General features: G+C 55.2%; 31 protein-coding genes. 1 reads left to right on the top strand and 30 read right to left on the bottom strand.

Annotation, left to right across the window (positions count from 1 at the left end):
• Nucleotides 1-71 precede the first annotated feature (71 nt).
• A complete protein-coding gene (uvrA, locus tag AO068_RS13600; RefSeq protein ID WP_058408619.1) occupies nucleotides 72-2,906 on the top strand; it encodes an excinuclease ABC subunit UvrA in 2,835 nt (944 codons plus the stop codon).
• 93 nt (nucleotides 2,907-2,999) lie between these two features.
• Here the strand turns inward: uvrA and bfr are convergent, their stop codons facing one another.
• The 30 genes from bfr to rpsJ form a co-directional block, all read right to left on the bottom strand.
• Nucleotides 3,000-3,464, bottom strand: a complete 465-nt coding sequence (bfr, locus tag AO068_RS13595) for a bacterioferritin (protein WP_002555461.1) — start codon at nucleotides 3,462-3,464, stop codon at nucleotides 3,000-3,002.
• 154 nt (nucleotides 3,465-3,618) lie between these two features.
• Nucleotides 3,619-5,064, bottom strand: a complete 1,446-nt coding sequence (locus tag AO068_RS13590; RefSeq protein WP_058408618.1) for a catalase — start codon at nucleotides 5,062-5,064, stop codon at nucleotides 3,619-3,621.
• Nucleotides 5,065-5,231: 167 nt separating this feature from the next.
• Complete coding sequence (gene rplQ, locus AO068_RS13585; RefSeq protein WP_002555463.1) at nucleotides 5,232-5,618, bottom strand: 50S ribosomal protein L17; 387 nt, start codon at nucleotides 5,616-5,618, stop codon at nucleotides 5,232-5,234.
• 41 nt (nucleotides 5,619-5,659) lie between these two features.
• Nucleotides 5,660-6,661: a DNA-directed RNA polymerase subunit alpha gene (locus tag AO068_RS13580; protein WP_002555464.1), complete on the bottom strand. Its 1,002-nt coding sequence runs from the start codon at nucleotides 6,659-6,661 to the stop codon at nucleotides 5,660-5,662.
• Between the two features lie 22 nt (nucleotides 6,662-6,683).
• Nucleotides 6,684-7,304 (bottom strand): 30S ribosomal protein S4, encoded by a 621-nt coding sequence (rpsD, locus tag AO068_RS13575; RefSeq protein WP_002555465.1) that lies wholly within the window; start codon nucleotides 7,302-7,304, stop codon nucleotides 6,684-6,686.
• Between the two features lie 18 nt (nucleotides 7,305-7,322).
• Nucleotides 7,323-7,712 carry a 30S ribosomal protein S11 gene (rpsK, locus tag AO068_RS13570; RefSeq protein WP_002555466.1) on the bottom strand — a complete coding sequence of 130 codons (390 nt, stop codon included), beginning with the start codon at nucleotides 7,710-7,712 and terminating at the stop codon, nucleotides 7,323-7,325.
• A 30-nt stretch (nucleotides 7,713-7,742) separates the two neighbouring features.
• Nucleotides 7,743-8,099, bottom strand: coding sequence for a 30S ribosomal protein S13 (rpsM, locus tag AO068_RS13565; protein ID WP_002555467.1), 357 nt, complete (start codon nucleotides 8,097-8,099; stop codon nucleotides 7,743-7,745).
• Between the two features lie 130 nt (nucleotides 8,100-8,229).
• Nucleotides 8,230-8,346, bottom strand: a complete 117-nt coding sequence (gene rpmJ / locus AO068_RS27000) for a 50S ribosomal protein L36 (RefSeq protein WP_002555468.1) — start codon at nucleotides 8,344-8,346, stop codon at nucleotides 8,230-8,232.
• 28 nt (nucleotides 8,347-8,374) lie between these two features.
• Entirely contained in the window at nucleotides 8,375-9,709 is a 1,335-nt protein-coding gene (gene secY, locus AO068_RS13560; protein WP_002555469.1) for a preprotein translocase subunit SecY, read from the bottom strand.
• Nucleotides 9,710-10,144, bottom strand: coding sequence for a 50S ribosomal protein L15 (rplO, locus tag AO068_RS13555; protein WP_002555470.1), 435 nt, complete (start codon nucleotides 10,142-10,144; stop codon nucleotides 9,710-9,712).
• A gap of 3 nt (nucleotides 10,145-10,147) precedes the next feature.
• Nucleotides 10,148-10,324: a 50S ribosomal protein L30 gene (gene rpmD, locus AO068_RS13550; protein WP_002555471.1), complete on the bottom strand. Its 177-nt coding sequence runs from the start codon at nucleotides 10,322-10,324 to the stop codon at nucleotides 10,148-10,150.
• 2 nt (nucleotides 10,325-10,326) lie between these two features.
• A complete protein-coding gene (gene rpsE, locus AO068_RS13545) occupies nucleotides 10,327-10,827 on the bottom strand; it encodes a 30S ribosomal protein S5 (RefSeq protein WP_003317099.1) in 501 nt (166 codons plus the stop codon).
• A 3-nt stretch (nucleotides 10,828-10,830) separates the two neighbouring features.
• Entirely contained in the window at nucleotides 10,831-11,181 is a 351-nt protein-coding gene (rplR, locus tag AO068_RS13540; protein ID WP_002555473.1) for a 50S ribosomal protein L18, read from the bottom strand.
• Between the two features lie 10 nt (nucleotides 11,182-11,191).
• Nucleotides 11,192-11,725, bottom strand: coding sequence for a 50S ribosomal protein L6 (gene rplF, locus AO068_RS13535; protein WP_002555474.1), 534 nt, complete (start codon nucleotides 11,723-11,725; stop codon nucleotides 11,192-11,194).
• 12 nt (nucleotides 11,726-11,737) lie between these two features.
• On the bottom strand, nucleotides 11,738-12,130 hold the full coding sequence (gene rpsH / locus AO068_RS13530) for a 30S ribosomal protein S8 (protein WP_058402689.1): 393 nt from the start codon (nucleotides 12,128-12,130) through the stop codon (nucleotides 11,738-11,740).
• Nucleotides 12,131-12,344: 214 nt separating this feature from the next.
• Nucleotides 12,345-12,650, bottom strand: a complete 306-nt coding sequence (gene rpsN / locus AO068_RS13525; RefSeq protein WP_002555476.1) for a 30S ribosomal protein S14 — start codon at nucleotides 12,648-12,650, stop codon at nucleotides 12,345-12,347.
• Between the two features lie 13 nt (nucleotides 12,651-12,663).
• On the bottom strand, nucleotides 12,664-13,203 hold the full coding sequence (gene rplE / locus AO068_RS13520) for a 50S ribosomal protein L5 (RefSeq protein WP_002555477.1): 540 nt from the start codon (nucleotides 13,201-13,203) through the stop codon (nucleotides 12,664-12,666).
• 20 nt (nucleotides 13,204-13,223) lie between these two features.
• Nucleotides 13,224-13,538 (bottom strand): 50S ribosomal protein L24, encoded by a 315-nt coding sequence (rplX, locus tag AO068_RS13515; RefSeq protein WP_002555478.1) that lies wholly within the window; start codon nucleotides 13,536-13,538, stop codon nucleotides 13,224-13,226.
• A gap of 11 nt (nucleotides 13,539-13,549) precedes the next feature.
• Nucleotides 13,550-13,918, bottom strand: a complete 369-nt coding sequence (rplN, locus tag AO068_RS13510; protein WP_002555479.1) for a 50S ribosomal protein L14 — start codon at nucleotides 13,916-13,918, stop codon at nucleotides 13,550-13,552.
• 23 nt (nucleotides 13,919-13,941) lie between these two features.
• Complete coding sequence (gene rpsQ, locus AO068_RS13505; RefSeq protein ID WP_002555480.1) at nucleotides 13,942-14,208, bottom strand: 30S ribosomal protein S17; 267 nt, start codon at nucleotides 14,206-14,208, stop codon at nucleotides 13,942-13,944.
• A 2-nt stretch (nucleotides 14,209-14,210) separates the two neighbouring features.
• Nucleotides 14,211-14,402: a 50S ribosomal protein L29 gene (rpmC, locus tag AO068_RS13500; protein WP_002555481.1), complete on the bottom strand. Its 192-nt coding sequence runs from the start codon at nucleotides 14,400-14,402 to the stop codon at nucleotides 14,211-14,213.
• A complete protein-coding gene (gene rplP / locus AO068_RS13495) occupies nucleotides 14,402-14,815 on the bottom strand; it encodes a 50S ribosomal protein L16 (RefSeq protein ID WP_002555482.1) in 414 nt (137 codons plus the stop codon). The genes rpmC and rplP overlap by 1 nt, the downstream gene beginning before the upstream one ends.
• A gap of 12 nt (nucleotides 14,816-14,827) precedes the next feature.
• On the bottom strand, nucleotides 14,828-15,514 hold the full coding sequence (rpsC, locus tag AO068_RS13490; RefSeq protein ID WP_003176422.1) for a 30S ribosomal protein S3: 687 nt from the start codon (nucleotides 15,512-15,514) through the stop codon (nucleotides 14,828-14,830).
• A 13-nt stretch (nucleotides 15,515-15,527) separates the two neighbouring features.
• Nucleotides 15,528-15,860 (bottom strand): 50S ribosomal protein L22, encoded by a 333-nt coding sequence (rplV, locus tag AO068_RS13485; RefSeq protein ID WP_002555485.1) that lies wholly within the window; start codon nucleotides 15,858-15,860, stop codon nucleotides 15,528-15,530.
• Between the two features lie 13 nt (nucleotides 15,861-15,873).
• Nucleotides 15,874-16,149 carry a 30S ribosomal protein S19 gene (gene rpsS, locus AO068_RS13480; RefSeq protein WP_002555486.1) on the bottom strand — a complete coding sequence of 92 codons (276 nt, stop codon included), beginning with the start codon at nucleotides 16,147-16,149 and terminating at the stop codon, nucleotides 15,874-15,876.
• Between the two features lie 16 nt (nucleotides 16,150-16,165).
• On the bottom strand, nucleotides 16,166-16,990 hold the full coding sequence (gene rplB, locus AO068_RS13475; RefSeq protein WP_003317104.1) for a 50S ribosomal protein L2: 825 nt from the start codon (nucleotides 16,988-16,990) through the stop codon (nucleotides 16,166-16,168).
• A gap of 14 nt (nucleotides 16,991-17,004) precedes the next feature.
• Nucleotides 17,005-17,304: a 50S ribosomal protein L23 gene (gene rplW, locus AO068_RS13470; protein ID WP_002555488.1), complete on the bottom strand. Its 300-nt coding sequence runs from the start codon at nucleotides 17,302-17,304 to the stop codon at nucleotides 17,005-17,007.
• Nucleotides 17,301-17,903: a 50S ribosomal protein L4 gene (gene rplD, locus AO068_RS13465; RefSeq protein WP_002555489.1), complete on the bottom strand. Its 603-nt coding sequence runs from the start codon at nucleotides 17,901-17,903 to the stop codon at nucleotides 17,301-17,303. Before rplD ends, rplW begins: the two co-directional genes overlap by 4 nt.
• 12 nt (nucleotides 17,904-17,915) lie before the next feature.
• Entirely contained in the window at nucleotides 17,916-18,551 is a 636-nt protein-coding gene (rplC, locus tag AO068_RS13460) for a 50S ribosomal protein L3 (protein WP_002555490.1), read from the bottom strand.
• Between the two features lie 81 nt (nucleotides 18,552-18,632).
• Entirely contained in the window at nucleotides 18,633-18,944 is a 312-nt protein-coding gene (gene rpsJ / locus AO068_RS13455; RefSeq protein WP_002555491.1) for a 30S ribosomal protein S10, read from the bottom strand.
• Between the last annotated feature and the right edge of the window lie 105 nt (nucleotides 18,945-19,049).

The raw sequence follows: 19,049 nt of genomic DNA, 5'->3' as shown, positions 1-19,049 counted from the left end.
ACGCGACGCTTTGCCGCGTAATGGCTCGGAGCCTTATACTCCGTCGTTTATGCCCGCCAAGCGAGGCCGCAGTGGACAAGATCCTGATACGTGGGGCACGAACCCACAACCTGAAAAATATTGACCTGACACTTCCCCGCGACAAACTGATCGTTATCACCGGACTCTCCGGTTCAGGCAAGTCTTCGCTGGCTTTCGATACGCTGTACGCCGAAGGGCAACGCCGCTATGTCGAATCGCTGTCGGCCTATGCCCGCCAGTTTCTGTCGATGATGGAAAAACCGGACGTCGACACGATCGAAGGTCTATCGCCAGCGATTTCCATCGAGCAGAAGTCTACTTCGCACAACCCGCGCTCGACCGTGGGGACAATCACCGAGATTTACGACTACCTGCGTCTTTTATACGCACGAGTCGGACAGCCTCGCTGCCCGGACCACGATATCCCGCTGGAAGCGCAGACCGTCAGCCAGATGGTCGATCTCGTGTTGACCCAGCCCGAAGGCAGCAAGTTGATGCTGCTTGCGCCGGTTATCCGTGAGCGCAAGGGTGAGCATCTCTCGGTCTTTGAAGAGCTGCGCGCGCAAGGTTTTGTCCGCGCGCGGGTCAACGGCAAGCTGTGCGAGCTGGATGAGCTGCCGAAGCTGGACAAGCAGAAGAAGCACTCGATTGATGTGGTCGTGGACCGTTTCAAGGTCCGCGCCGATCTGCAGCAGCGTTTGGCCGAGTCCTTTGAGACCGCCCTGAAGCTGGCCGACGGTATCGCCCTGGTTGCGCCAATGGACGACGAGCCGGGCGAGGAAGTGATCTTCTCCGCCCGCTTCGCCTGCCCTATCTGTGGCCATGCGATCAGCGAGCTGGAACCGAAGCTGTTCTCCTTCAACAACCCGGCCGGCGCATGCCCGACCTGCGATGGTCTGGGCGTAAAGCAGTTCTTTGATATCAAGCGACTGGTAAATGCCGAGTTGACGCTTGCCGAAGGCGCGATACGAGGCTGGGACAGGCGTAACGTCTATTACTTCCAGATGCTGGGGTCGCTATCCAAGCACTACGGTTTCAGTCTGGAAGTGCCGTTCAAAGAAATCCCGGCCGACATGCAGAAAATTCTGCTCAACGGCAGCGGCTCGCAGAGTGTCGACTTCCGCTATCTGAACGACCGCGGCGATATCGTCAAGCGCGCGCACCCGTTCGAAGGCATCGTGCCGAATCTGGAACGTCGCTACCGGGAAACCGAATCAGCGACCGTGCGTGAAGAGCTGGCCAAGTTTCTGGGCACGCAGCCCTGCCCCGATTGCCGAGGCACCCGCTTGCGTCGTGAGGCGCGCCATGTGTGGGTAGGTGAAAAGACTTTGCCTGCGGTGACCAATCTGCCGATTGGCGATGCCACGCATTACTTCGAAACGCTCAAGCTGACCGGACGGCGCGGCGAAATTGCCGACAAGATTCTCAAGGAAATTCGTGAGCGTCTGCAGTTTCTGGTCAATGTCGGGCTGGATTACCTGACACTGGATCGCAGCGCGGACACTCTGTCCGGCGGAGAAGCACAGCGTATTCGTCTGGCCAGCCAGATCGGTGCGGGCCTTGTCGGGGTGATGTACATCCTCGATGAGCCGTCCATCGGTCTGCACCAGCGCGACAACGATCGTTTGCTGGGCACGCTCAAGCACCTGCGCGACATCGGTAATACGGTGATTGTGGTCGAGCACGATGAAGATGCGATTCGTCTGGCCGACTATGTGGTCGACATTGGCCCGGGCGCGGGTGTGCATGGTGGGCATATCGTTGCCGAAGGTACGCCGGACGAAGTGATGTCGCATCCTGACTCACTGACCGGCAAGTACCTGTCGGGCCGTGTAAAGATTGCTGTACCCGCCAAGCGCACTCCGCGTAACAAGAAGCTGTCGCTGACGCTCAAAGGTGCGCGTGGCAACAACCTGCAGAACGTCAATCTCGATATTCCGATTGGTCTGCTGACCTGCGTGACGGGTGTTTCCGGGTCGGGCAAGTCGACGCTGATCAATAACACACTGTTTCCGCTGAGCGCCACGGCGCTGAACGGTGCCACGACGCTTGAGGCGGCCGCGCACGACAGCATCAATGGCCTGCAGCATCTGGACAAGGTCGTCGACATTGACCAGAGCCCTATCGGTCGTACGCCGCGCTCCAACCCGGCGACCTATACCGGGCTGTTCACGCCGATTCGTGAACTGTTTGCCGGTGTACCTGAATCGCGCTCACGGGGTTACGGTCCGGGCCGGTTCTCGTTCAACGTCAAGGGCGGACGCTGCGAGGCGTGCCAGGGCGACGGGCTGATCAAGGTCGAGATGCACTTTCTGCCGGACATCTACGTGCCCTGCGATGTGTGCAAGAGCAAGCGTTACAACCGTGAAACGCTTGAGATCAAGTACAAGGGCAGGAACGTCCACGAAGTGCTGGAGATGACCATCGAGGAAGCGCGTGAGTTCTTCGACGCCGTTCCCGCACTGGCGCGCAAGCTGCAAACCCTGATGGATGTAGGACTTTCCTATATCAAGCTGGGGCAATCGGCGACAACACTGTCAGGCGGCGAGGCGCAGCGGGTCAAGCTGTCACGTGAGCTGTCCAAGCGCGACACTGGCAAAACGCTGTATATCCTCGATGAGCCGACCACGGGCCTGCACTTTGCGGATATTCAGCAGTTGCTGGATGTATTGCATCGCTTACGCGACCACGGCAACACGGTGGTGGTGATCGAGCACAACCTGGATGTCATCAAGACGGCCGACTGGCTGGTGGACCTGGGGCCGGAAGGCGGTTCGAGAGGTGGGCAGATCATTGCGACCGGCACACCTGAACAGGTCGCCGAGATGGAGCAGTCGTACACCGGGCATTACCTGAAGCCCCTGTTGATCAGAGACAGGGCTTAACCGGCGCCGCGAAACGGGTCTGGCTTCAGTCAGACCCGGATACAAAAAAGCTCCTGTCACGCAAGTGCAGGAGCTTTTTTTATGGGTGCCGAATCAGAACTGCGATTGCAGGTAGTTCTGCAGGCCGATGGACTTGATCAAGCCCATTTGCTGTTCAAGCCAATAAGTGTGGTCTTCTTCCGTATCAGCCAATTGCACACGCAGGATTTCACGGGTCACGTAGTCACCGTGCAGCTCACAGAGCTCAATCCCCTTGCACAGCGCAGCACGAACCTTGTATTCCAGACGCAGATCGCTGGCGAGCATCTCAGGCACTGTGGTGCCGACGTCCAGATCATCCGGACGCATGCGCGGCGTGCCTTCAAGCATCAGGATACGGCGCATCAGCGCATCAGCGTGTTGCGCCTCTTCTTCCATCTCGTGGTTGATGCGCTCATATAGCTTCGAAAAGCCCCAGTCTTCGTACATGCGCGAGTGAACGAAATATTGGTCACGAGCTGCCAGTTCGCCCGTGAGCAACGTGTTGAGATAATCGATTACTTCGGGGTGGCCTTGCATCGCACCGGACTCCTGCTTCAAAGCCGATAGTTTGAACCAAGCGCCGCGCGAGGTCACTGAGAAAAACGCAATAAACCGACGAAAAGTGGCGAAACTACGCCGTTAAGAAGCGAAAAACCGCCCAAATGAGGGCGGTTCTGTTTCTCACTTCGACTCAGCCCAGTTTTATACCCAGAGCGCTGGCAATGCCTTCCCCGTAGGCCGGGTCAGCCTTGTAGAAATGCTGCAACTGACGCTGCACGATGTCACTGGAAACACCCCCCATCGCGCCGGCAATGTTACTGATCAGCAGCGCTTTTTGATCAGCGCTCATCAGGTTGAACAACTTGCCCGCCTGACTGTAATAATCGCCATCCACACGATGATCATGACGACCTGCGGCACCGCTCAAAGCCAGCGCAGGTTCTGCATAGCGTGGATCTTCTTTCGGTGCATCCGAATAGCTGTTTGGCTCATAGTTCGGAGCCGCCCCGCCATTGGTACCGAAGGCCATCGCCCCGTCGCGCTGGTAGCTATGCACTGGGTTCTTCGGTGCATTGATCGGCAATTGCTGGTGATTGGTACCTACGCGATAACGATGTGCATCAGCGTACGCAAACACGCGTCCTTGTAACATGCGGTCCGGTGACAAACCAACACCGGGCACCATGTTGCTGGGACCAAACGCTGCTTGCTCAACCTCGGCAAAGTAGTTGAGCGGGTTACGGTTCAGCTCCAGTTCACCGACTTCAATCAGCGGATATTCTTTCTGCGACCAGGTCTTGGTCACATCGAACGGGTTCTCGTGGTGGTTCGCAGCCTGGGCTTCGCTCATCAGTTGAATGCAAACCTGCCACTTGGGGAAGTCGCCCCTCTCGATGGCAGTGAACAGATCGCGCTGGGCGTAATCGGGATCAGTACCCGCAATGCGCGAGGCCTCGGCTGGCGTGAGGTTCTTGATGCCCTGCAGGGTCTTGTAGTGCCACTTCACCCAATGACGCTCACCTGCAGCGCTGATCAGGCTGTACGTATGGCTACCAAAACCGTGCATGTGACGATAGCCGTCCGGGATGCCTCGATCCGAGAACAGGATAGTGATCTGGTGCAGCGCCTCAGGCGAGTGCGACCAGAAATCCCACATCATTTGCGGACTTTTCAGGTTGGTTTGCGGAAGACGTTTCTGGGTGTGGATGAAGTCAGGAAATTTCAGCGGGTCACGGATAAAGAACACTGGCGTGTTGTTACCCACGATGTCCCAGTTACCTTCCTCGGTATAAAACTTGATTGCAAAGCCACGCGGGTCACGTTCGGTATCAGCCGAACCACGCTCACCACCTACAGTGGAGAAACGCAGAAAAATCGGGGTCTGCTTGCCGATCGTATCGAACAGCTTGGCGCTGCTGTATCGGCTGATATCACGGGTAACGGTGAACGTGCCATGAGCACCCGATCCTTTGGCGTGTACACGACGCTCCGGGATATTCTCGCGGTTGAAATGAGCAAGCTTTTCGATCAGGTGGAAATCGTCGAGCAGTAAAGGACCACGCGGGCCTGCCGAGCGGGAATTCTGGTTGTCGGCGACTGGGGCACCGCTGGCAGTCGTAAGGGTCTTCTGGCTCATGTAAGTCTTCCTCTGGCGTGTATAGCCGGTTAATTGGCTTGAGAGGAAGTATTGTGGAAAACTATTGCAGCGTCGAATTCATTAAGCCATGACTATCGATAGGTTTTCTTAATCCCAAACAACAAAAAACCGGGCGCAAGGCCCGGTCTCTTGTTCAAACTGATGTCTTATTCAGCGGCTTCTACAGAGCCACCGACAGGACGATCAACCAACTCGACGTACGCCATTGGCGCGTTGTCGCCAGCGCGGAAACCGCACTTGAGGATACGCAGGTAGCCGCCCTGACGGGTTGCATAGCGCTTGCCCAGATCGTTGAACAGCTTGCCGACGATTTCTTTCGAACGAGTACGGTCGAAAGCCAGACGACGGTTAGCAACGCTGTCTTCCTTGGCCAGGGTGATCAGCGGCTCGGCAACGCGACGCAGTTCCTTGGCTTTCGGCAGGGTAGTTTTGATCAGCTCGTGCTCGAACAGCGACACCGCCATGTTTTGAAACATGGCTTTGCGGTGAGAGCTGGTACGGCTCAGGTGACGTCCACTTTTACGATGACGCATGGTTCATTCCTTACCAAACTCGCGTTCGGTGATTACGACGATCAGGCCGTAGCCTTGTCGTCCTTCTTAAGACTTGCCGGCGGCCAGTTGTCGAGGCGCATGCCGAGGGAGAGACCACGAGAAGCCAGAACGTCCTTGATCTCGGTCAAGGATTTCTTGCCCAGGTTCGGAGTCTTCAACAGCTCTACTTCGGTGCGCTGAATCAGATCGCCGATGTAATAGATGTTCTCCGCCTTAAGGCAGTTGGCCGAACGCACGGTCAGTTCCAAATCGTCAACCGGACGAAGCAGGATCGGATCGATCTCGTCTTCCTGTTCGATTACCACTGGTTCGCTGTCGCCTTTGAGGTCCACGAACGCAGCCAACTGCTGTTGCAGGATGGTTGCAGCGCGACGGATAGCCTCTTCAGGGTCCAGAGTACCGTTGGTTTCCAGATCAATAACCAGCTTGTCCAGGTTAGTACGCTGCTCGACACGGGCGTTTTCCACCACGTATGCGATACGGCGAACCGGGCTGAACGAAGAGTCAAGCTGCAAGCGACCAATGCTGCGGCTTTCGTCTTCATCGCTTTGACGCGAGTCTGCCGGCTCATAACCACGACCACGAGCTACGGTGAGCTTCATGTTCAAGACGCCGTTAGACGCCAGGTTAGCGATTACGTGATCGGGGTTAACGATCTCGACATCATGATCCAGCTGAATATCGGCAGCGGTAACCACCCCCGAACCCTTCTTCGACAAGGTCAGCGTAACTTCGTCTCGACCGTGCAGCTTGATAGCCAGACCTTTAAGGTTCAACAGGATTTCAATGACGTCTTCCTGTACACCTTCGATGGCGCTGTACTCATGGAGTACACCGTCAATCTCGGCCTCGACTACTGCACAGCCGGGCATGGAGGACAACAAAATGCGGCGAAGCGCGTTGCCCAGGGTATGGCCGAAACCACGCTCGAGAGGCTCGAGAGTGATCTTGGCGCGGGTTGGACTGACAACCTGCACATCAATATGGCGGGGTGTCAGGAACTCATTTACCGAAATCTGCATGGATGCACCTATTTTCTAGCCCTTACTTGGAGTAGAGCTCGACAATCAGGCTTTCGTTGATGTCGGCGGATAGATCACTGCGAGCTGGAACGTTCTTGAAAACGCCCGATTTCTTCTCAGTGTCTACTTCTACCCATTCTACGCGGCCACGTTGGGCACACAGATCGAGAGCCTGGACAATACGCAGCTGATTCTTAGCTTTTTCGCGGATAGCAACAACGTCGCCAGCACGAACCTGATAAGAAGGAACGTTAACGGTTTTGCCGTTTACGCTGACCGACTTGTGCGAAACCAATTGACGGGATTCGGCACGCGTCGAGCCGAAGCCCATGCGGTATACAACGTTGTCCAGACGGCATTCGAGCAGTTGCAGCAGGTTCTCGCCTGTTGCACCTTTCTTGCCGGCGGCTTCTTTGTAGTAGCCGCTGAACTGACGCTCGAGAACGCCGTAGATACGACGGACTTTTTGCTTTTCACGCAGCTGAGTACCGTAATCGGACTGGCGACCGCGGCGTTGGCCGTGGATACCTGGAGCTGCTTCGATGTTGCACTTGGATTCGATAGCGCGAACGCCGCTCTTCAGAAAGAGATCGGTGCCTTCACGACGAGCAAGTTTGCATTTTGGACCAATGTAACGAGCCATTTCTTACAGTCTCCTGGATTACACGCGGCGCTTCTTCGGCGGACGGCACCCGTTGTGCGGGATTGGCGTCACGTCGGTGATGCTGGCGATCTTATAGCCACAGCCGTTCAATGCACGGACAGCGGATTCACGACCTGGGCCTGGACCCTTGACATTGACGTCGAGGTTCTTCAGACCGTACTCCAGCGCAGCTTGACCAGCACGTTCAGCAGCTACTTGAGCAGCGAACGGAGTGGACTTGCGCGAACCACGGAAACCCGAACCGCCGGAGGTAGCCCACGAAAGAGCGTTACCTTGACGATCGGTAATGGTGACGATTGTGTTGTTAAACGACGCGTGGATGTGGGCGATGCCATCAACCACTGTCTTTTTAACTTTTTTACGAGGACGAGCAGCAGGTTTTGCCATGACTAAATTCCTGTCGTTGCGCTGGTGCGATTACTTGCGGATCGGCTTACGCGGACCTTTGCGAGTACGCGCGTTGGTCTTGGTACGCTGACCGCGTACTGGAAGACCACGACGATGACGCAGACCGCGGTAGCAGCCCAGGTCCATCAAGCGCTTGATTTTCATGTTGATTTCGCGACGCAGGTCACCTTCAGTGGTGAACTTCGCCACTTCGCCACGCAGCTGTTCAATCTGCTCGTCGCTCAGATCTTTGATTTTCACCGCCGGGTTTACACCGGTGGTTGCACAAATTTTCTGTGCAGTGGTGCGACCAACACCATAGATGTAGGTCAGCGAGATAACAGTATGCTTGTTATCTGGAATGTTAACGCCTGCAATACGGGCCATTCAGTGGGACTCCAATTGACAGCTACCTACGCCCCGGAAGCCAAGAAATAGGGCGCGAGATAATATCGCTGTAGTAACAAATAATCAACCCAGCAGCGCACTAGCTGCTGGGCTTAAGCACAAATCACAATCAGCCTTGGCGCTGCTTATGACGTGGTTCCGCGCTGCAAATTACTCGAACCACACCTTCGCGGCGAATAATCTTGCAGTTACGGCACAGCTTTTTCACCGATGCACGAACTTTCATCACCAACTCCTCGAACCTTAGGGGTGCTTCAGCGCAGCATACCGCCGCTGCCACCGTAGCCCTTCAGGTTGGCTTTCTTCATCAGGGATTCATACTGGTGCGAAACGAGGTGAGATTGCACTTGCGACATAAAGTCCATCACAACCACGACCACGATCAGCAACGAGGTCCCGCCAAGGTAGAACGGTACGTTTGCCGCAACCACCAGAAACTGGGGAAGCAGGCACACGGCCGTCATATATAGAGCACCGAACATGGTCAAGCGAGTCAAAACGCCATCAATATAGCGCGCCGACTGCTCGCCTGGACGAATACCCGGAATAAAGGCACCGGACTTCTTCAGGTTTTCCGCTACGTCTTTCGGATTGAACATCAACGCCGTATAGAAGAAGCAGAAGAAAATAATCCCTGCACTAAACAGCAGAATATTCAACGGCTGACCAGGAGCGATCGACTGCGAGATGTCCTGCAACCAGCCCAGACCTTCAGACTGACCAAACCAGGAACCCAACGAAGCCGGAAACAGCAAAATGCTGCTCGCGAAGATGGCTGGAATAACGCCAGCCATGTTCACTTTCAGCGGCAAGTGGCTTGTCTGTGCAGCGAAGACCTTGCGGCCCTGCTGACGCTTGGCGTAGTGAACAGCAATACGACGCTGACCACGCTCAATAAACACCACGAAACCGATGATCGCTACCGCCAGCAAACCGATAGCAACCAGAGCGAAGATGTTGATATCACCCTGACGCGCAGACTCGAAAGACTGCCCAATTGCTCTCGGAAGACCAGCGACGATACCTGCGAAGATCAACATCGAGATACCGTTGCCGACACCGCGCTCGGTAATCTGCTCGCCCAGCCACATCATGAACATCGCACCTGCCACGAAGGTAGTTACGGCCACAAAGTGGAAACCCAGGTCCCCAGAAAACGCGACGCCCTGACTCGCCAGGCCAACGGACATGCCGATAGCTTGAACAAGAGCCAGGACAACAGTGCCATAGCGGGTGTACTGGCTTATCTTGCGACGGCCAGCTTCACCTTCCTTCTTCAACTGCTCCAGTTGCGGGCTGACGGCGGTCATCAACTGCATGATGATCGATGCCGAAATGTACGGCATGATCCCCAATGCAAAGATGCTCATCCGTTCCAGCGCGCCACCGGAAAACATGTTGAACAAGCTAAGAATGGTCCCCTCATTCTGTCGAAACAGTTCTGCGAGTCGGTCAGGGTTAATACCTGGAACCGGGATGTGTGCGCCTATTCGGTAGACGATAATCGCCAGGAACAGAAAACGCAGACGAGCCCAGAGTTCAGACATACCGCCTTTGCCGAGCGCAGAGAGAGCACCTTGCTTAGCCATTTATTCCTCGAACTTGCCGCCAGCTGCTTCGATAGCCGCACGCGCACCTTTGGTGGCGGCGATACCCTTGATAGTGACAGCGCGAGTAACTTCGCCCGACAGCATGATTTTCACACGCTGAACGTTCTGGTTAATCACGTTGGCATCTTTCAGGGACTGCACAGTTACGATGTCGCCTTCCACTTTAGCCAGCTCGGACAGACGCACTTCTGCGCGGTCCATGGCTTTCAGGGAAACGAAACCGAATTTTGGCAGGCGACGATGCAGCGGCTGTTGGCCGCCCTCAAAGCCCGGAGCAATAGTGCCACCGGAGCGGGAGCTTTGACCTTTGTGGCCACGGCCACCGGTCTTGCCCAAACCGCTACCGATACCACGGCCCGGACGATGCTTTTCGCGACGGGAACCCGGCGCTGGACTCAGATCATTGAGTTTCATCGATTAACCCTCGACTCGCAGCATGTAGTAAGCCTTGTTGATCATCCCGCGATTTTCGGGAGTATCCAGGACTTCTACAGTGTGACCGATGCGACGCAGACCCAAACCCTTAATGCACAATCTGTGATTAGGGATGCGGCCGGTCATGCTTTTGATCAGCGTTACTTTAACGGTAGCCATGATCAGATGATCTCCTCAACACGCTTGCCACGTTTGGCAGCGATCGACTCAGGAGACTGCATGCCCTTCAAACCCTTGAAAGTGGCGTGAACCACGTTTACCGGGTTAGTCGAACCGTAGCACTTGGCCAATACGTTCTGGACACCAGCAACTTCCAGCACTGCGCGCATAGCGCCGCCAGCGATGATACCGGTACCTTCAGAAGCAGGCTGCATGTACACCTTCGAGGCGCCATGAGCAGACTTCATTGCGTACTGCAGGGTAGTGCCGTTCAGATCAACCTGAATCATGTTGCGACGAGCAGCTTCCATCGCCTTCTGGATAGCAGCAGGCACTTCACGTGACTTGCCACGGCCGAAGCCAACGCGCCCTTTACCATCACCCACTACGGTCAACGCAGTGAAAGTGAAGATACGGCCGCCTTTTACGGTTTTGGCCACGCGGTTAACTTGAACCAGCTTCTCGATGTAGCCTTCGTCGCGTTTTTGGTCGTGATTTGACATAACTTAGAACTCCAGCCCGCCTTCACGAGCAGCATCAGCCAGCGCTTTGACACGGCCGTGGTACTTGAAGCCAGAACGGTCGAAAGCGACTTGCGATACACCCGCGGCTTTCGCGCGCTCGGCAACCAGCTTGCCAACCTTAGTGGCCGCGTCGATGTTGCCAGTGGCACCATCACGCAGTTCTTTGTCCAAAGTCGAGGCGCTTGCCAGGACTTTGCTGCCGTCGGCCGAGATGACCTGGGCATAAATGTGCTGCGAAGAGCGGTGCACGCAGAGACGCACGACTTCTAGCTCGTGCATTTTCAGGCGTGCTTTGCGAGCGCGACGCAGTCGGGTAACTTTTTTGACGGTCATTTGCTATGCCCTACTTCTTCTTGGCTTCTTTACGGCGGACGACTTCGTCTGCGTAACGCACACCTTTGCCTTTGTAAGGCTCAGGACGGCGGAAGTCGCGGATCTCAGCGGCCACTTGACCAACCAACTGCTTATCGATACCGCGAATCAGGATATCGGTCTGGCTGGGGGTCTCAGCGGTGATGCCATTCGGCAATTCGTAGTCCACTGGGTGCGAGAAGCCAAGTGCAAGGTTCAGTACCGTGCCTTTTGCTTGCGCCTTGTAACCAACACCGACCAGCTGGAGCTTGCGCTCGAAGCCTTGGCTCACGCCTTGGACCATGTTGTTTACCAGTGCACGAGTGGTGCCTGCCATTGCGCGGGTTTGTTGATCGCCATTGCGAGCAGCGAAACGCAGCTCACCAGCTTCTTCAACAATCTCAACGGACGAATGGATGTTCAGTTCTAGAGTGCCCTTGGCACCCTTCACCGAAAGCAGCTGGCCGACGAGTTTGACTTCGACGCCGGATGGCAGCTTAACGGGGTTCTTAGCGACGCGTGACATGCTTATCCCCCCTTAGAACACAGTGCAAAGCACTTCGCCACCGACACCGGCAGCGCGCGCAGCACGATCCGTCATCACACCTTTACTGGTGGAGACGATAGACACACCAAGACCGCCACGAACTTTCGGCAGATCATCGGAGGACTTGTACTGACGCAAGCCTGGGCGGCTGACGCGCTTAACCTCTTCGATGACCGGACGGCCTTCGAAGTACTTAAGCTCGATGGACAGCAAGGATTTAACTTCGCTGCTGATCTGATAACCCGCAATGTAGCCTTCGTCCTTCAGGACTTTTGCTACAGCAACCTTCAACGTGGAAGATGGCATGCTTACGACGGGCTTTTCAGCCATCTGGGCATTACGGATACGAGTTAGCATGTCCGCTAACGGGTCCTGCATACTCATGGGCTAGACGCTCCTAAAACAAAATAATTAGCCTTGCGGCTACAGCTTGATCGCAGAGAACTTCCGGGCAAGTAAAAACACGGGCTCAGGCGAGCCGGCAATTCTAGTCCTACGCCGGAAATGAATCAAGCCCCAAAAGGGGCTTGATTCAAATTCAGGCGCCATCCCGACCGGTGACTTGCGTAGCCGGCGGGAGGACGCGAGAGGTGCCGCCTTACCAGCTGGCTTTAACCAGACCTGGAACGTCGCCACGCATAGCTGCTTCACGCAGCTTGTTACGGCCAAGGCCGAACTTGCGGTAAACGCCGTGCGGACGACCAGTGATGCGGCAACGGTTACGCATGCGCGCAGCGCTTGCGTCACGTGGTTGCTTCTGCAGGGCTACGGTCGCTTCCCAACGTGCTTCTGGACTTGCGTTCAGATCAACGATGATAGCTTTCAGCTCTGCACGCTTCTTGGCGTACTTGGCAACGGTGAGCTGACGCTTCAGCTCACGGTTTTTCATGCTCTTCTTGGCCATTTTCCTACTCCAATCAGTTGCGGAACGGGAATTTGAAAGCACGCAGCAATGCGCGGCCTTCATCATCGTTCTTGGCAGTGGTGGTCAGGGTAATGTCCAGACCGCGGAGAGCATCGATCTTGTCGTAGTCGATTTCCGGGAAAATGATCTGCTCTTTTACGCCCATGCTGTAGTTACCACGACCATCGAAGGACTTGGCATTCAGGCCGCGGAAGTCGCGAACCCGAGGCAGGGAGATCGACAGCAGACGATCCAGGAATTCATACATACGATCGCGGCGCAGAGTCACTTTGACGCCGATCGGCCAACCTTCGCGGACTTTAAAGCCAGCGATGGATTTCCGAGCGTAAGTCACAACGACTTTTTGACCGGTGATCTTTTCCAGGTCAGCAACAGCGTGCTCGATGACTTTTTTGTCGCCGATCGCTTCGCCCAGACCCATGTTCAGGGTGATTTTGGTAACGCGCGGAACTTCCATCACGTTCGAAAGCTTAAGTTCTTCCTTAAGTTTCGGAGCGATTTCCTTCCGGTAAATCTCTTTTAGTCGTGCCATGGTCTTCTACCTAGCAGTGTTCAAGCATCAACCGCTTTTTGGGTCGACTTGAAGACACGAATTTTCTTGCCGTCTTCAACTTTGAAACCAACGCGGTCAGCCTTGTTGGTTGCGCCGTTGAAAATGGCGACGTTGGAAGCGTGCAGTGGCGCTTCTTTCTCGACGATACCGCCCTGTACGCCCGACATCGGGTTTGGCTTGGTATGACGCTTCACCAGGTTGATCCCACCAACGACCAGACGGTCGTCAGCGAGAACCTTGAGCACCTTACCGCGCTTACCTTTGTCTTTGCCGGCGATCACGATGATCTCGTCGTCACGACGAATCTTTTGCATGTCGGATCTCCTTAAAGCACTTCAGGGGCGAGCGAGACGATCTTCATGAACTTCTCAGTACGAAGTTCACGGGTCACTGGCCCAAAGATACGGGTACCGATCGGCTCTTGCTTGTTGTTCAACAGAACAGCAGCATTGCCGTCAAAGCGGATGATGGAGCCGTCTGCACGACGAACACCGTGGCGAGTGCGGACTACAACTGCAGTCATCACTTGGCCTTTTTTCACCTTACCGCGCGGAATTGCTTCCTTGACGGTCACTTTGATGATGTCACCGATACCAGCGTAACGACGATGGGAGCCACCCAGCACCTTGATGCACATAACGCGGCGTGCGCCGCTGTTATCGGCCACATCGAGCATGGATTGAGTCTGAATCATATAATTTCTCCGACCCCTAGCCCTTAGACTTCCACAGCGCGTTCGAGGATATCAACCAACGCCCAAGACTTGGTCTTGGCTACCGGACGAGTTTCACGAATCGTGACCTTGTCGCCGATATGGCACTGGTTGGTTTCGTCGTGCGCGTGCAGCTTAGTCGAACGCTTAACGTATTTACCGTAGATCGGGTGCTTTACGCGACGCTCGATCAGAACGGTGATGGTCTTGTCCATCTTGTCGCTGACAACACGGCCAGTCAGCGTACGGACAGTTTTTTCGGCTTCAGCCATGATTACTTACCTGCCTGCTGGTTGAGCACAGTTTTCACGCGAGCGATGTCACGCTTAACTTGCGAGAGCAGATGAGACTGCCCCAACTGGCCAGTTGCTTTCTGCATACGCAGATTGAACTGGTCGCGCAGCAGGCCGAGCAGTTGCTCGTTCAGCTGCTGTGCTGATTTTTCACGAAGTTCATTCGCTTTCATCACATCACCGTCCGCTTAACAAAGGAGGTGGCGAGCGGCAGCTTTGCAGCAGCCAGGGCGAAAGCCTCACGCGCCAGCTCTTCAGTAACACCCTCGATTTCATACAGGACTTTGCCTGGCTGAATCTGGGCAACCCAGTACTCCACGTTACCCTTACCTTTACCCATCCGAACTTCGAGTGGCTTTTTGGTTACAGGCTTGTCCGGGAACACACGGATCCAGATCTTGCCGCCACGTTTAACGTGACGGGTCAGAGCACGACGCGCTGACTCGATCTGACGAGCGGTGAGACGACCACGAGCAACAGACTTCAGCGCGAACTCGCCGAAGCTGACTTTGCTACCGCGCAGTGCCAGACCACGGTTGTGGCCGGTCATCTGCTTGCGGAACTTCGTACGCTTTGGTTGCAACATTTGGCGTACCCCTTACTTAGCAGCTTTTTTACGAGGCGCTGGTGCTTGTGGTTTCAGTTCTTCTTGGCGACCACCAATTACTTCGCCTTTGAAGATCCAAACCTTTACACCGATCACACCGTAAGTGGTGTGAGCTTCGTAGTTGGCATAGTCGATGTCGGCACGCAGGGTGTGCAGTGGCACACGACCTTCGCGATACCATTCAGTACGTGCGATTTCAGCACCGCCGAGACGACCGCTCACTTGGATTTTGATGCCTTTGGCACCAATGCGCATGGCGTTCTGAACAGCGCGCTTCATAGCGCGACGGAACATTACGCGACGCTCCAGCTGCTGAGCTACGCTCTGCGCAACCAGCATACCGTCGAGCTCCGGCTTACGGATCTCTTCGATATTGATGTGCACAGGCACACCCATTTGCTTGGTCAGGTCCTGACGCAGTTTCTCAACATCTTCACCTTTCTTCCCGATAACGATACCTGGACGAGCGGTGTGGATGGTGATACGTGCTGTCTGAGCCGGACGATGGATATCGATACGGCTGACGGACGCGCTTTTTAATTTGTCTTGGAGGTACTCACGCACTTTCAGATCAGCGAACAAATAGTCCGCATAAGTCCGACCGTCTGCGTACCAGACGGAGGTGTGCTCCTTGACGATTCCCAGGCGAATGCCAATGGGATGTACTTTCTGACCCATCTCTTCGACTCCGTTACTTGTCAGCAACCTTGACAGTGATATGGCAAGACCGCTTGACGATGCGATCAGCACGGCCTTTAGCACGTGGCATGATGCGCTTCAGCGAACGCCCTTCGTTGACGAAAACGGTGGAGACCTTAAGGTCATCAACGTCTGCGCCTTCGTTATGCTCGGCGTTGGCTACAGCCGACTCCAGCACTTTCTTCAGGATCTCGGCGGCTTTCTTACTGCTGAAAGCCAACAGGTTGAGCGCTTCGCCCACCTTCTTCCCGCGGATCTGGTCGGCGACCAAGCGGGCTTTCTGGGCGGAGATTCGAGCGCCCGACAACTTAGCGGCTACTTCCATCGTTCCTTACCCCTTAACGCTTGGCTTTCTTGTCTGCCACGTGCCCACGATATGTGCGGGTACCGGCAAACTCGCCTAGTTTATGGCCGACCATGTCTTCGTTCACGAGAACTGGGACATGTTGACGACCGTTATGCACTGCAATGGTCAGACCGACCATTTGTGGCAGGATCATCGAACGACGCGACCAGGTTTTAACTGGTTTGCGATCGTTCTTTTCCGCCGCCACTTCGATCTTCTTCAGTAGGTGAAGATCAATAAAAGGACCTTTTTTCAGAGAACGTGGCACTGTCGTATCCCTCTATTTACTTGCGACGACGGACGATCATTTTGTCGGTACGCTTATTACCACGAGTCTTCGCGCCCTTAGTCGGGAAGCCCCACGGCGATACCGGATGACGACCACCAGAGGTACGACCTTCACCACCACCATGTGGGTGGTCAACCGGGTTCATGGCAACACCACGAACGGTTGGGCGAACGCCACGCCAGCGTTTGGCACCCGCTTTACCCAGCGAACGAAGGCTGTGCTCGGAGTTCGAGACTTCACCCAGCGTTGCACGGCACTCAGACAGTACTTTACGCATTTCACCGGAGCGAAGACGCAGGGTAACGTACACGCCTTCACGAGCGATCAGCTGTGCCGAGGCACCAGCGGAACGAGCGATCTGTGCGCCTTTACCTGGCTTCAGTTCGATGCCATGTACGGTGCTACCAACTGGAATGTTGCGCAGTTGAAGAGCGTTGCCCGGCTTGATTGGTGCCAGAGCACCTGCAATCAGCTGGTCGCCAGCACTCACGCCTTTAGGGGCGATGATGTAGCGGCGCTCGCCGTCTGCGTAAAGCAGCAGAGCAATGTGAGCAGTACGGTTTGGATCGTATTCGATACGCTCGACGGTGGCAGCGATGCCATCCTTGTCGTTGCGACGGAAGTCGACCAGACGATAATGCTGCTTATGGCCACCACCGATATGACGGGTGGTAATACGACCATTGTTGTTACGACCACCAGACTTCGATTTTTTCTCGAGCAGCGGTGCGTGAGGAGCGCCTTTATGCAGCTCCTGGTTGACCACCTTGACCACAAAACGGCGGCCAGGGGAAGTCGGTTTGCATTTAACGATTGCCATGATGCACCCCTTCCTTACTCAGCACTGCTGCTGAAATCGAGATCTTGGCCTGGCTGAAGGGAGATAACTGCCTTCTTCCAGTCATTACGCTTGCCCAGACCGCGAGCAGTGCGCTTGCTCTTACCCAGAACATTCAGGGTAGTAACACGCTCTACTTTCACGCTGAACAGGCTTTCGACGGCCTTCTTGATTTCCAGCTTGGTTGCGTCAGTAGCAACCTTGAAAACGAACTGACCTTTTTTGTCTGCAAGAACCGTAGCCTTCTCGGAAACGTGCGGGCCAAGCAGAACTTTAAATACGCGTTCCTGGTTCATCCCAGCAGCTCCTCGAATTTCTTCACGGCCGACACAGTGATCAACACTTTGTCGTATGCGATCAGACTAACTGGATCGGAACCTTGAACGTCACGTACATCAACGTGCGGCAGGTTACGAGCAGCCAGGTACAGATTCTGGTCAACAGCGTCAGACACGATCAGGACGTCAGTCAGGCCCATGCCAGTCAGCTTGTTCAGCAAATCTTTGGTTTTCGGTGCTTCAACAGCGAAGTCCTGAACCACGACCAAACGATCAGTACGAACCAGTTCAGCAAGGATGGAGCGCAGAGCAGCGCGATACATCTTCTTGTTGAGCTTCTGAGTGTGATCCTGAGGACGAGCTGCGAAAGTGGTACCGCCGCCACGCCAGATTGGGCTACGGATAGTACCGGCACGAGCACGGCCAGTACCTTTCTGACGCCAAGGGCGCTTACCGCCACCACGAACGTCGGAACGGGTCTTTTGCTGCTTGCTACCCTGACGACCGCCAGCCATGTAGGCCACGACTGCCTGGTGAACCAGCGTCTCGTTGAATTCGCCGCCAAATGTCAGTTCGGAAACTTCGATTGCCTGAGCGTCATTTACATTTAATTGCATGTCAGCTTCCCCTTAACCGCGAGCCTTGGCTGCCGGACGTACAACCAGGTTGCCGCCAGTAGCGCCAGGAACAGCACCCTTGACCAACAACAGATTGCGTTCAGCGTCCACGCGCACTACTTCCAGGGACTGCACGGTCACGCGCTCAGCGCCCATATGACCGGACATTTTTTTGCCCTTGAATACACGACCAGGAGTCTGGCACTGGCCGATAGAGCCTGGGACGCGGTGGGAGACGGAGTTACCGTGGGTATTGTCTTGACCACGGAAATTCCAACGCTTGATCGTACCCTGGAAGCCTTTACCCTTGGACTGACCGGTTACATCAACCAGTTGACCAGCGGCGAAGATTTCAGCGTTGATCTGATCGCCAGCCTGGTAGTCGCCTTCTTCAAGACGGAATTCCATGACAGTACGACCGGCGGCAACGTTCGCCTTGGCGAAGTGGCCAGCCTGAGCGGCTGTAACACGCGAAGCGCGACGCTCGCCGACAGTGACTTGCACTGCACGATAGCCATCGGTTTCTTCGGTTTTGAACTGAGTGACGCGATTCGGCTCGATCTCAATGACCGTGACCGGAATGGAGACACCTTCTTCGGTGAAAATACGGGTCATACCGCATTTACGACCGACTACACCAATAGTCATGTTGTAAACCTCATGAGTGTACGGGGCTTTCACCCGCTATGGCCGCCCATTTCAGAGCGTTACACGACTAAGACCCAAGTCTTAGCCGAGGCTGATCTGAACTTCCACACCGGCCGCAAGATCAAGCTTCATAAGCGCATCAACGGTTTTTTCCGTTGGCTGAACAATGTCCAGAACACGCTTGTGAGTACGGATCTCATACTGGTCGCGCGCGTCTTTGTTGACGTGCGGAGAAACCAGAACGGTGAACCGCTCTTTACGAGTCGGCAGTGGAATCGGACCACGCACCTGTGCACCAGTACGTTTCGCGGTTTCCACGATTTCCTGGGTTGATTGGTCGATCAGGCGATGGTCAAAAGCCTTCAACCTGATACGGATTTGCTGGTTTTGCATTGGATTCAGACTCCAGATTGCTGTTCCCACCGAGCGCAATACGCCCGTTAAAAGGAGGCGCAATTCTATAGACGACCTCACTAGGTGTCAACCCAATAAAAAAGC

It is taken from the genome of Pseudomonas sp. ICMP 3272, from assembly GCF_001466905.1.
GTDB lineage: Bacteria > Pseudomonadota > Gammaproteobacteria > Pseudomonadales > Pseudomonadaceae > Aquipseudomonas > Aquipseudomonas amygdali.
This window is presented reverse-complemented; position numbering and strand designations above follow the sequence as displayed.